We start from the raw sequence: 12,140 nt of genomic DNA, 5'->3' as shown, positions 1-12,140 counted from the left end.
AGCGTTTAGATGGAGTTGATTAAAGTCCTTTTCTCCGTGATTTGACTGAAAATAATTTTCCTGGTCACTTGGATTTCGTGCGATGTTCAAGTCTGTACCGTCACAGGCGAGCAATCGATATCCGCGGTATGTTTGATATTCCGCAAAAGCTTTGCTAAACTCCAAAAAAAGAAATTCCAACGCTTCCGGCAGTATCTTTTCACGCTGCTGGTTAAAGGCCGATGCCGTCGCAGTGTCAGGATTGTAATGGAAAAGTTCCAATAGTTCTTTTTTCAGGCTACCGCTTTCCATTGCAATCAGACACCGCATGGTTGTTTCAAAATCGAGTTTTCGCTTTCTTGTAAAATCACTGCCTGGATTGCGTACAAACGGTTCAGGACAGGCTGCCATCTCCTGTATTTTTTCCAACAATACCTGTTTCACGCTTTCAGAAAAATTCATGAGCGAAACCTCCCAAAATGTATTCATTCAAGGGGCTTCGCCGCACATTTTCGTCTATTTGTCAACCTTTTTTACATTAAAAAAAGAACCGGGTACGCTTTTTCTGTACTCGGTTCTTTTTGGGATTCATGCCCTATGCGTTAACTTAATGACATTGGGCTCAAGGCCCTGTTTTTTTCGTTCTTATGCATTTACCGCTTCATTCAAGGCATTAATCAGTCCGACTATATCAATACCATGAGCAGCTGCGCCTTGTTCGATGTTTTCGAAACGGGCGGCAGCGCAACCTAAGCAGCCCATGCCGTAGTTACGAAATACTTGAACAGTTTGAGGATATTGCTGGACGACCTCAGTAATGCTCATTTCTTTGGTAATGGTCATTTAAAAACCTCCTTCAGTTCAGTATGGAATATGCTGGCAAGACAATTTATTATAGCATACTTGACTAATATTTGTCATGACTTTATTATAAATTAGAGAAGGCAGATACGATAATACTATTATCGCCTACGATACTTTTTTTATGTACTTTATATCAGAAATTTATCTGCAATTAGGAGCTTTCATGGGAAAAATCGCTTTTTCTATAGGAATGTTTAATTTTAGCTGGTTTGGAATCATTCTAGCAACTGCTATTATTGTGGCAGTTGCTATTAATTGGTACAATGTCCGGTTGCACCGTGAAAATTCTGATAAATTTTTGGACTTAACATTGTATAGTATACCTGTGGGCTTGGTAGGCGCCAGATTATATTATGTTGCTGTCAATTGGGAAATCTATGCAGAGAGTCCCGGCGAAATTTTACAACTTAGCCATGGGGGGCTGGCCGTACATGGTGCGATTATCGGGGTTATTCTGACAATCTGGTTGTATTCACGAGCTACAAGGAATTCTTTTTGGCGCTGGGGCGATATTGTTGCGCCGGGGCTTATTCTGGGGCAGGGTATCGGCCAGTGGGGCAACTTTATTAATCAGGATGCTTTTGGTTATCCGACAGATGCTCCCTGGGGCATCTATATTGATTATATATACCGGCCGCCAGGTTACGAGCAATTTGATTTTTTCCATCCGATTTTTCTTTATGAATTTTGCTGGGACTTATTTGTATTTAGCATACTTTTTGCACTGAACTGGCTGATTGTGAAAAGACCGAATAAATTAGCGCCAGGCAGTTTATTTTTATTTTATCTTTTCTTGTATTCTGCAGGCCGTTTTGTTATTGAGGGTTTGCGGCTTGATAGTGAAACGATCGGCGGCTGGCGATTAGCGCAGGTGGTTAGTATTACTGCCATGTTCATAACCGGATTGTTGGTAATAGGGAGGAACTTCATAAAGACAGCGAAATTTTAGGTTATAGGGAGGCAAGAGGGTGATTCGCATAAGCCGACGTCAGGGATGTTTTCTTATTATTGGTCTTATATTTCTTGTAATCTTGTCGTCATCGGTAATGAGGACTACGGCTGTGGTGGCGGGGCGCGACAGTAACCGTGCTGCAAATAGTTCGCTTGCAGACGTTCCGATCTTAAATTATCACAAGGTGGATAACTTTTATCATGCGTTGTCGGTTTCACCGCAAGAATTCGAAGAACAGATGGCCTATTTAGCAAAAAACGGTTTTACAACAATTACGCCTGATCAACTTATGGCCTATCTGAATCATGATCGCGAATTGCCGGAAAAGCCAATTATCATTACATTTGATGATGGCTACCTGGATAATTATACCAATGCGTATCCTGTTATGAAAAAATATGGTTTTACAGCTACGATATTTTTAGTTACTAACCTGGTAGGCCATGATGAGCGTTTCATGACCTGGGAACAGGTACAAACAATGCAGCAGGATGGCTTTGTTTTTGGTTCACATACAGTATCGCATATTCCTCTTAACAAGCTTCCGCGTGAACAGGCTATGGCGGAGCTAATTGATTCCCGTAAAGAGATCGAGTACCGCTTGGGAACGAAAACGCGATATTTTGCCTATCCTACAGGCGCTTATAATTCCCAGGTTGAAGAGATGGTTAAACAGGCAGGCTATAAAGCAGCTTTCACCATTCGTTATGGTCAGGCAGGAGCAGAAAGCAACCCCTACGCCTTGGAACGAATACCGATCTTTAGGGGACAGCATACTTTCCGCAGTTTTTTTGTCAGGCTGAATGCGGCGCCAATCCTCGAGCGCTTTGGCTTGATACGAAATTAAATAACTAGGACTTAAGTCCAATTTTTGGTTTTTTTAGAATCCTGCAAGTTTTAGGCAGGATTTTTTTTTTTTACCAAGAATAGACTAAAAAGTGGTGTATAGTGGTGTAAAGTGGATGAATTCTTGCAAATGGTGGTGACTCAGCCGTGTTTATGGGAGAATATTTCCATACAATTGATAATAAAGGACGGCTGATTTTCCCGGCTAAGTTTCGTGAAGAACTGGGGGAAATGTTTATTGCCACCAAAGGATTGGATAATTGTTTATTTGTATATACCCGCAATGAGTGGGCCATCCTAGAAGAAAAACTCAAAAAACTGCCGTTAGCCAAACCGGAAGCAAGAGCTTTTGTTCGCTTTTTCTTTTCTGGTGCCGCAGAACTGGAATGTGATAAACAAGGAAGAGTGCTGTTACCGCCAAATTTGCGCGAGCATGCACGGTTAGATAAAGATGTGGCAGTCATAGGCGTATCCACGCGGATTGAAGTCTGGAACAAGAATGCTTGGGATGAATATAATCTTAAAGTCAGTCCTACTGTTGCCGAAATCGCTGAAAACCTTGCTGATTTGGGAATTTAATTTACCGAAACGAGTGGTTAAAAGATGCAGAATTTTGAATTTGAACATACCAGTGTCCTTTTAGAAGAAAGTATTGACGGGATTTTTTCCAATCCGCAGGGTATCTATGTAGATTGCACGTTAGGAGGGGGCGGTCACGCGGCCGCTTTAGCTGCGCGTTTGGCGCCCCAGGGATGGTTGGTTGGTATTGACCAGGATCCCGCAGCCATTCACGCCGGCCGGGAACGATTGTCAGCCGCTGCCTGCCGGATAAGCATTGTGCAAGATAATTTCAGTAATTTGACTCTCGTGCTTGACCGGTTGGAAACCGGTCAAGTGGATGGTATATTGTTTGATTTAGGAGTATCTTCCCACCAACTGGATGTTGCCGACAGGGGATTTTCTTATATGCAGGACGCGCCGCTTGATATGCGGATGAATCCGGATGCAAAGTTTTCAGCTTTTGATGTGGTGAATACCTATGACGAGAAGCAGCTTGCCGATCTGATTGCCCATTACGGCGAAGAACGGTGGGCAAAAAGAATTGCAAAATTTATTGTCGAGAACAGAGTCGACGGCGGGATTACTACGACCGGGCAACTTGTCGATATCATTAAAAAAGCTATTCCCAAAGGCGCGCGCAAGGATGGGCCGCATCCTGCCAAGCGGACGTTTCAAGCCATTCGTATTGAGGTTAATAATGAATTGGGAATTTTACGGGATGCCTTTTTGGCCGCAGTGGAAAAATTGAAGCCGGGGGGACGTATTGGTATCATTACTTTTCATTCGCTGGAAGACCGGATTGCCAAACAAACGCTAAACGAACTGTCTAAAACCTGTACTTGTCCACCGCAACTACCGGTTTGTGTTTGCCATACAAAGCCCAAAATAAAAGTAGTAAAAAAACCGGTATTGCCATCTGCAGATGAGTTGGAACACAATCCCCGGGCTCGCAGTGCCAAGCTGCGGCTGGCGGAAAAGTTATAGTGTCAAATTGTTCTAAATAGTGAGGAGGAACAATAAAAATGTTAGTACATAAAAAACAAGAGGTTCATGAGTACGAGCAGAGAACCGCATCCCCTGCGCCTAAGATTGTACGAAAAGCGGATAAACGGCTCCGTATTAAGTGCCTGACACTGGTAGTTATTGCTGCCGTCATGGCTGCGGTTACAACCATTCAGAGTGCCGCGATTGTTCAGGCGGGTTATGATTTAGTTAAGGCCAAAAGCCAAGTAGCTAAAATGGAAAAAGAAAATGAACTCTTGCGTCTGGATATTGCCAAACTTAAATCCCCGCAACGTATTGAAGAATATGCGACCAAAGAACTGGGAATGGTTGTACCCAAAAATGCGTATTACGCTACTACGGTTAAGCCTGAAAATACTCAACAACAGCCGGCGCCTGTTGTCAGTAATGACGGGGTTGCTGATAAGATGTTGAACGCAATCGGCGTTAATAAAGCGGAGGCGAGTAAGGGGCGGTAATTTAAATGATGGGGGAGATAGATAAGTGGCATCTGTTTCGCATGTTACCATCAGAAAGAGGGTAGCGCTCCTTTTTCTTTTCATATCGGTAATTATGATGGGGTTGATTGGTCGCTTATTATATCTTCAGTTTTATAAAAGTGCATGGTTATCTGAAAACGCTATTGATCAAAGAATACGCGAAATTCCGGTTGAGGCCAAACGGGGGATTATTTATGACCGTAACGGCCGTGAATTAGCCGTTAGTGTTAGTACTGAATCTGTTTATGCAATACCTGCCGAAATACGCAACCCGGAAGAAACAGCAGCCAAACTGGCTGCTATTTTGGCGTTAGATGAAAATAATCTTACAAACAAATTAAAAAAACGGCAGGCATTTTCCTGGATAAAGCGAAAAGTTGAACCAGAGCTGGCCCGTCAAGTGAAAATGCTTAATCTTCCAGGCATTGGTTTGACTCAGGAAAGTCAGCGTTATTATCCTCATGATAATTTGGCTGCGCATGTTTTGGGGTTTAATGGCATTGACAGCCAGGGGCTGGACGGCGTGGAAATGACCTTTGACAGTTATTTAAAAGGCCGTTCCGGCAGCATTGTTATCGAGTATGACGCTCGTGGACAGGAGATCCCTCACGCTTCTCACCGCTTTGTACCGCCTGTTGAAGGAAATAATATCTATCTGACGATTGATCTGGTTATTCAACAAATTGTTGAACGGGAATTAGACAAAGTAATGAAAGAGACTCAGGCGAAAGCGGCTACGATTGTTGCCATTGATCCCCGTGATGGCGGAATTTTAGCATTAGCCAACAGGCCGGACTATAATCCTAATAAATTTAGCGAGTTCTCCCCCAAATTATGGCGGAATATTGCCATTTCCAACACCTATGAGCCTGGCTCAACTTTTAAAATTATTACTACGTCGGCAGCCATGTCGGAGCATGTTGTTAAGCCGGATGAACGGTTTTTTGATCCGGGTGAAATTGAAGTGCAGGGACGCAATATTCACTGTTGGAAACATGGGGGCCACGGCAGTCAGACCTTTACGGAAGTTGTGCAAAATTCTTGCAATGTTGGCTTTGTTACTGTGGGCTTACGGTTAGGCCGTGACCCGTTCTACCGTTATATTGATGCGTTTGGCTTTGGCAAACAAACGAATGTTGATTTGCCGGGAGAAGCAAAAGGCATAACGATTGAGCAGTCGAAAGCAACACCTATCAACATTGCCACTATGGCTATCGGTCAAAGTATTGCCGTGACACCTGTTCAGTTGGTTACGGCGGCAGCGGCCGTGGCTAATGACGGCAAACTGCTAAGGCCCCAAATTGTTAAGGAAGTCAGGGAAAAGTCCGGACAGGTAATTCGGGAATTTCAGCCTGATGTCGTCAGGCAAGTGATGGATACAGCGGTTACCAAGCAAGTTAACGATATATTGGAGTCAGTCGTATCGCAGGGAAGTGGAAAAAACGCATACATCGAAGGGTTTAAAATTGCCGGAAAAACGGGTACGGCCCAAAAAGTCGGCGCAGGCGGCTATTCACCGGGGAAATACGTGGCGTCCTTCGTTGGTTTTGCACCTGCCGACAATCCGCAGGTGGCTATGTTAGTTGTAATTGACGAGCCAGTTGGATTATACTATGGAGGGCAGATTGCTGCGCCGGTATTCGGGGCAATAATGAAAGATGTTCTGCAATATCTAAAAGTTAACCCGCAGATTTCCATGAGTGCCGATATGGGTAGCGAGCAAGCGCATGTTCAGGTTCCGAGTGTGATTAATTTGAGCATTCCCGAAGCGGTGAAAGAACTGGAAAAGGCAGGCTTGAAACCGCGGATAGAGGAATCAGGAGAAAGAATTGCCGACCAGATTCCCAAACCCGGCAGTCGGCTGCCCGGCGGCGGCAGCGTGCTGCTTTATACCGTGACGCCACGCTATTCATCAGGGGAAATCACCGTCCCGGACTTGACCGGGCGAACACCCCGAGAAGCGGCCGACTCATTGGCGGAGTTAGGTCTTATCGTTAATCCGATCGGTACAACCGGCAAAGTTACCAAACAAGATCCTTTGCCGGGCAGCAAAGTGTTACCAGGCACAAGTATTACGATCTATTTTGAGTAAGGCGTTAAAATAGAGAATAATGGTAAAAATAATAGAAAGGTACGTGCTATTTTATATTGTAGGCAGGAGGAATTTTTATGGCCAAGAATTTAAAACAACTAGCGGCATTATTATTAAATCCATTAATTCGGGGACGACTTGATCATGCGATTGAAGCAGTAGCCCATGACTCCCGCAAAGTGGTTCCCGGCACCTTGTTTTTTTGCCTGACCGGCGCCCATGTGGACGGACACAATTTCATTAGCGAGGCTGTCCGTAGCGGTGCGGTTGCCGTGGTGGTAGAACGGGATGTCCCAGACATTCCGGAAGGTAGTGCTACGATCATCAAAGTTAAGGATACCCGGGAAGCCATGCAGGCCATTGTTCCTTGCTATTTCGATTATCCGGGCCATAAACTGCGGATGATCGGGGTAACAGGCACCAATGGTAAAACCACAACCACATACCTAATTCGCGATATACTGCGCAAAGCCGGCCATAAAGTCGGTTTAATAGGGACCATCCAAACCTTGATTGACGATAAAGCACTGCCAATAAAAAATACTACGCCAGATGTCATTGAATTGCAAAGTACATTGGCGGCGATGGTCAGCAGCGGCATGGAATATGCTGTCATGGAAGTGTCTTCCCATGCTTTGGCGTTAAACCGGGTAGCCGGTTGTGAGTTTGATGTCGGCATATTTACCAACATGACCCAGGACCACTTGGATTTTCATCAGACATTTGAAAATTATATAGATGCCAAGGCTAAGCTGTTTCGCAGCTTGAATCAATCCACCAATAGAAAAACAGGCAAAACGGCTGTTATTAACCTGGATGACGGCGCAGGTGCCATTATGGCAAAGAATTCGGATTGTCCGGTAATCAGTTATGCTGTGCAGCACCATGACGCTGTTTTGACTGCCAGTAAGGTTAATGTAAAAGCATCCGGCTCCAGCTTTCGCATAACAGGGCCTTTTGGTGATATGGAGCTTACGCTTACGATTACAGGGATGTTCAATGTGTATAATGTACTGGCTGCCGTAGGGGCTGCTTTAGCGGAAAAAGTTTCACCTGACATGATCAAAGAGGCGCTGGCGGGGTTTACCAGCGTACCGGGGCGGTTTGAATTGGTGCAGGCCGGGCAGTCATTTACTGTGATTGTTGATTATGCCCATACACCTGATGGCTTGGAAAATGTATTGAAAACAGCAAAACAATTCGTTCAAGGTAAGATTATTGTGGTGTTTGGCTGCGGTGGCGACCGTGACCGGACAAAACGGCCCATTATGGGTAAACTTGCTGTTCAGTATGGCGATATTGTGCTTGCTACGTCTGACAACCCGCGCAGTGAAGATCCACACAAGATTTTGCTTGATATAGAAGCAGGCATCAAAGAAGCTTTGCCAGCGGATCACCCTGGCAAAAGCTACGAAGTCATTGCTGACCGCCGGCAGGCGATCACCCGGGCAATTCAATTGGCCGGGCCAACGGATGTCGTCCTGATTGCCGGTAAGGGTCATGAAACTTACCAGATACTTAAGGAAAAGACCATCGATTTCGATGACCGGCAGGTTGCCCGCGAGGTCATCAAGGAGATGATGGAAAATGGCTGATTTCAGTGTAAGCGAAATTCTCAAGGCAACAGGCGGACATTTGCTTCATGCCGGCGACAAGAAGGTGTTTCGCGGTGTGTCTACTGACACGAGAAATATAAAATCAAGCAATTTGTTTATCGCTCTCGTCGGTGAACGGTTTGACGGTAATGATTTTGTTGCTCAGGCTGCAGCCAAAGGAGCAGCCGGTCTACTAGTCAGCAGGGCAGTAAGTGTACCGGCAGGGGTAACTGTTATACAAGTAACCAATACCTTACAAGCTTTGCAGGCATTAGCGAAGTTTCATCGTCAGCGCTTTTCTATTCCGCTGGTTGCTGTGACAGGTTCTAATGGCAAGACGACCACCAAGGACATGCTGGCTGCGGTATTATCAGGCAGGTTCAAGGTTCTTAAAACCGAGGCCAATTTTAATAATGAAATCGGTTTGTCGCTTACCCTGTTACAACTGGAACCAAGCCACGAAGCCGCTGTGGTTGAGATGGGGATGCGCGCCCGGGGGGAAATTCACGCCCTTACTGAGATTGCGTTGCCTACGGTGGGAGTTGTGACAAACGTAGGCGAAACCCATATGGAAATTCTTGGTTCCATTGAAAATATCGCTGCTGCCAAGGCAGAACTAGTGGAAGCAATTGGTCACGATGACTTGGTTGTACTTAATGGCGATGATCCTCATGTACGAGCTATGCAGCGTAAGGCACAAGGAAGAGTTGTCCTTTACGGCTTACATCCTGACGCCTTTGTTCGGGCTGAAAATATAGTTACCGGCAAAGACGGTGAATTAATAACTACCTTTGACTGTTGCAGCCCGCGCGGTTCTTTTCCTGTTACGTTAGCAGCGGTCGGCATCCACAATGTTTACAATGCGCTGGCGGCGATTGCAACAGGCTGGGAATTGGGGCTGAAACCAAGTGAAATAAAAGCCGGGATAACGAGCTTTGTCCCGGGTGCCATGCGGCTGGAAGTTAAAAGGTACGGCGATATTACCGTAATTAATGATGTATATAATGCCAGTCCGTTATCCATGGCAGCGGCTTTAAACACGTTGACGGCCGTCAGCAAAGGCAGAAAAATTGCCGTACTTGGCGATATGCTGGAATTAGGTGATGCCGCTGTTGAAGCTCACCGGCGAATCGGCAGGCAAGCGGCGGAAAACGAAGTGGCGATTCTTATATCGGTGGGAGAAATGGCAAAACATATTGCTGCTGCTGCTCGCGAGAGCGGTGTGAAAACTACGTATTCCTTTGCCGGGCATCAAGAGGCCATTGAGGTACTTCGCCAGGTTATCCAGCCTGGAGATTGTATTCTACTTAAGGGCTCTCGCGGTATGAAAATGGAAACTATGCTACATACATTTCAAGACAAATCGCTTTCATAGCAAGCCTATTTTAGGAGGTTACCATGCAAGAACTGTTGTATGCAGCTATTATGGCCTTTGCAATTGCCATAATAGCTGGGCCGCTCTTCATCCCTATGCTCAGACGGCTGAAATTCGGACAAAGCATCAGACAGGAAGGACCAGAGCGTCATTATGCCAAGGCAGGCACTCCCACTATGGGGGGAATCGTAATTTTATTGGCACTTGTTATTGCCAGTCTGGTATTCGCGGGCAAAGATCCCGAAGTATTGTTAGCTTTATTTGTTACATTAGGTCATGGCTTAATCGGATTCTTAGATGATTTTATTAAAGTAGTGCTAAAACGTTCCTTGGGCCTTAAGGCCAAGCAAAAACTGCTGGGCCAGATCATTATGGCTCTGGCCTTATCTTATATTGCCAGTATTTATTTTGGACGCGGTACGGACTTATGGATACCGGTGCTGGGAGCCAGCGTCGATTTTGGCGCCTTATATTATTTGCTTATTTTCCTTGTGCTTGTAGGAACAACCAATGCTGTTAATCTTACCGACGGCCTTGATGGTCTGGCTGCCGGCACAACTACCGTAGCAGCTTTGGCGTATGCGGTCATCGCGCTGGCTTTTGGCAAGCCCCATTTAGCCATTTTTTGCGTAGCAATGGCTGGGGCTTGTCTCGGTTTCTTGCGTTATAATGCCTATCCGGCCAAGGTATTTATGGGCGATACCGGTTCACTGGCCTTAGGCGGAGCGCTGGCAGCGGTAGCTGTCATGACCAAAACAGAGTTTCTGCTTGTAATTGTCGGCGGCGTTTTTGTGATCGAGGCACTGTCGGTCATTATTCAGGTTATTTCCTTTAAATCAACCGGCAAAAGGGTATTTAAAATGAGTCCCATTCACCATCATTTTGAACTCTCAGGCTGGTCAGAGGTAAAAGTCGTGACAGTATTCTGGCTGGCAGGTACAGTATTTGCCGCTGTGGCATTAAGCATTTTAGCAGTCAGCCGGGCAGGAGGGATATAAATTGATTAGACAAACAGAATTCGCTAACAAAAAAATTCTTATTTTGGGTGCAGGTATCAGTGGTATTTCAGTTGCCAATATTTTACAGCGATTGGGTGCCAGCGTTACGGTAAGTGACGCTAAGCCCGGCGATAAATTTGACCGGGATTTTACGGAACTTAAAGAAGCCGGAATTGGTTTGGCGCTGGGAAATCAGAATGAAGAGCTGCTGGCTGGCATAGACTATCTTGTATTGTCGCCTGGCATTTCTATATATCTGCCGCTTGTTGCCACTGCGCAAGCACGGGGGATTGCTGTTGTAAGCGAAGTTGAGATTGCTTTTAGGCTTAGTGCGGCGCCAATGGTTGCCATTACCGGCACAAATGGCAAAACGACGACAACCACATTGGTGGGGGAGATCTTAAAAACAACCGGACGTCAGGTAGCTGTTGGCGGCAATATCGGTGCGGCCTTGTCGGAACAGGCCCTGGAGGTTGGTGCCGAAGGTTTTGTTGTGGCTGAAATATCCAGCTTTCAGCTGGAAGGCGTTAGCCGATTCTGTCCGCGTATTGCCGCTGTATTAAATTTAACGCCTGATCACTTGGACCGGCATCGTACAATGCAAGTATATCAAGAAACTAAAGAGCGTATATTTAGAAAACAACAGGCAAAAGATTATTTAATTCTAAATTATGATGACAAAGCTGTGCGGACAATGGCGGAACGCGCCCCCGGCAAAGTCGTCTTTTTCAGCCGGCAGCAGCCACTGGAGTCTGGAATTTTTGTTAAGGATGGGCAGATTGTCTTACAGTGGGAAGGAAAGACTGTTCCTATCTGCGCGGTTGAGAATATTAAGATTAAAGGCGGTCACAACGTGGAAAACGCACTGGCTGCCTGTGCAATCGGCTATTTTGCCGGCGCCCGTCCGGCGGCGATGGCCGAAGTTCTTAAAACCTTTCCCGGCGTAGAGCATCGCATTGAGCCGGTGGCGGAAATCGCCGGTGTTGCCTATTACAACGATTCTAAAGCCACAAACCCCGAGTCTTCCATTAAAGCCCTGGAGGCTTTTGCCGGCCACATTATTCTTATTGCCGGCGGGCGGGATAAGAACACGGATTTGACTGAATTCATGAAACTTGCCAAAGAACGGGTGGATCACCTCATTCTTTTGGGTGAGGCTAAGGAACGTTTTGCGGCAGCGGCAGCGCAGCAAGGCGTGCAAAATATCCATCAGGCAGCTTCGTTTACCGAGGCGGTGACGCTGGCCCATGAACTGGCACGGCAACCACAGGTCGTGCTATTGTCACCGGCATGTGCCAGCTATGACATGTTTAATAATTATGAGGAACGGGGGAAAGTGTTCAAAGAGTTGGTCCGCCGGTTAGGTTAAGGAGGGA

General features: G+C 46.0%; 11 protein-coding genes and 1 pseudogene. 10 read left to right on the top strand and 2 right to left on the bottom strand.

Features of this window, described 5'->3' with window-relative positions; all coding sequences use genetic code 11:
- Positions 1-441, bottom strand: a pseudogene (locus BLR65_RS16695) (IS4 family transposase); the annotation flags it as partial.
- 183 nt (positions 442-624) lie between these two features.
- Positions 625-822, bottom strand: coding sequence for a DUF1858 domain-containing protein (locus tag BLR65_RS16690; protein WP_093795320.1), 198 nt, complete (start codon positions 820-822; stop codon positions 625-627).
- Positions 823-1,006: 184 nt separating this feature from the next.
- Here BLR65_RS16690 and lgt point away from each other — a divergent pair, with 184 nt between their 5' ends.
- From lgt to murD, 10 genes are all read left to right on the top strand, one after another.
- Positions 1,007-1,792: a prolipoprotein diacylglyceryl transferase gene (lgt, locus tag BLR65_RS16685; RefSeq protein ID WP_169717060.1), complete on the top strand. Its 786-nt coding sequence runs from the start codon at positions 1,007-1,009 to the stop codon at positions 1,790-1,792.
- Positions 1,793-1,811: 19 nt separating this feature from the next.
- Complete coding sequence (locus BLR65_RS16680) at positions 1,812-2,642, top strand: polysaccharide deacetylase family protein (protein ID WP_245692850.1); 831 nt, start codon at positions 1,812-1,814, stop codon at positions 2,640-2,642.
- 146 nt (positions 2,643-2,788) lie between these two features.
- Positions 2,789-3,220, top strand: a complete 432-nt coding sequence (gene mraZ / locus BLR65_RS16675; RefSeq protein ID WP_093795318.1) for a division/cell wall cluster transcriptional repressor MraZ — start codon at positions 2,789-2,791, stop codon at positions 3,218-3,220.
- Between the two features lie 24 nt (positions 3,221-3,244).
- Entirely contained in the window at positions 3,245-4,186 is a 942-nt protein-coding gene (rsmH, locus tag BLR65_RS16670) for a 16S rRNA (cytosine(1402)-N(4))-methyltransferase RsmH (protein ID WP_093795317.1), read from the top strand.
- Between the two features lie 38 nt (positions 4,187-4,224).
- A complete protein-coding gene (gene ftsL / locus BLR65_RS16665) occupies positions 4,225-4,683 on the top strand; it encodes a cell division protein FtsL (RefSeq protein WP_093795316.1) in 459 nt (152 codons plus the stop codon).
- A gap of 25 nt (positions 4,684-4,708) precedes the next feature.
- A complete protein-coding gene (locus tag BLR65_RS16660) occupies positions 4,709-6,796 on the top strand; it encodes a stage V sporulation protein D (protein ID WP_093795315.1) in 2,088 nt (695 codons plus the stop codon).
- Between the two features lie 77 nt (positions 6,797-6,873).
- Positions 6,874-8,391: a UDP-N-acetylmuramoyl-L-alanyl-D-glutamate--2,6-diaminopimelate ligase gene (locus tag BLR65_RS16655; RefSeq protein ID WP_093795314.1), complete on the top strand. Its 1,518-nt coding sequence runs from the start codon at positions 6,874-6,876 to the stop codon at positions 8,389-8,391.
- Complete coding sequence (locus tag BLR65_RS16650; protein WP_093795313.1) at positions 8,384-9,766, top strand: UDP-N-acetylmuramoyl-tripeptide--D-alanyl-D-alanine ligase; 1,383 nt, start codon at positions 8,384-8,386, stop codon at positions 9,764-9,766. Before BLR65_RS16655 ends, BLR65_RS16650 begins: the two co-directional genes overlap by 8 nt.
- 23 nt (positions 9,767-9,789) lie before the next feature.
- Positions 9,790-10,764 (top strand): phospho-N-acetylmuramoyl-pentapeptide-transferase, encoded by a 975-nt coding sequence (mraY, locus tag BLR65_RS16645; protein ID WP_093795312.1) that lies wholly within the window; start codon positions 9,790-9,792, stop codon positions 10,762-10,764.
- Between the two features lies 1 nt (position 10,765).
- The gene (gene murD / locus BLR65_RS16640; protein WP_245692848.1) at positions 10,766-12,133 is read left to right on the top strand and encodes a UDP-N-acetylmuramoyl-L-alanine--D-glutamate ligase; all 1,368 of its coding nucleotides are present in this window, start codon (positions 10,766-10,768) and stop codon (positions 12,131-12,133) included.
- Positions 12,134-12,140 lie beyond the last annotated feature (7 nt).

Origin of the sequence: Sporomusa acidovorans (genome assembly GCF_900101845.1) — a bacterium.
GTDB lineage: Bacteria > Bacillota > Negativicutes > Sporomusales > Sporomusaceae > Sporomusa > Sporomusa acidovorans.
This window is presented reverse-complemented; position numbering and strand designations above follow the sequence as displayed.

Bases quoted from the DNA above. Each gene is read 5' to 3' on its own strand.
- BLR65_RS16690 (WP_093795320.1), bottom strand. From the start codon at position 822: ATGACCATTACCAAAGAAATGAGCATTACTGAGGTCGTCCAGCAATAT.
- lgt (WP_169717060.1), top strand. From the start codon at position 1,007: ATGGGAAAAATCGCTTTTTCTATAGGAATGTTTAATTTTAGCTGGTTT.
- rsmH (WP_093795317.1), top strand. From the start codon at position 3,245: ATGCAGAATTTTGAATTTGAACATACCAGTGTCCTTTTAGAAGAAAGT.
- ftsL (WP_093795316.1), top strand. From the start codon at position 4,225: ATGTTAGTACATAAAAAACAAGAGGTTCATGAGTACGAGCAGAGAACC.
- BLR65_RS16655 (WP_093795314.1), top strand. From the start codon at position 6,874: ATGGCCAAGAATTTAAAACAACTAGCGGCATTATTATTAAATCCATTA.
- BLR65_RS16650 (WP_093795313.1), top strand. From the start codon at position 8,384: ATGGCTGATTTCAGTGTAAGCGAAATTCTCAAGGCAACAGGCGGACAT.
- mraY (WP_093795312.1), top strand. From the start codon at position 9,790: ATGCAAGAACTGTTGTATGCAGCTATTATGGCCTTTGCAATTGCCATA.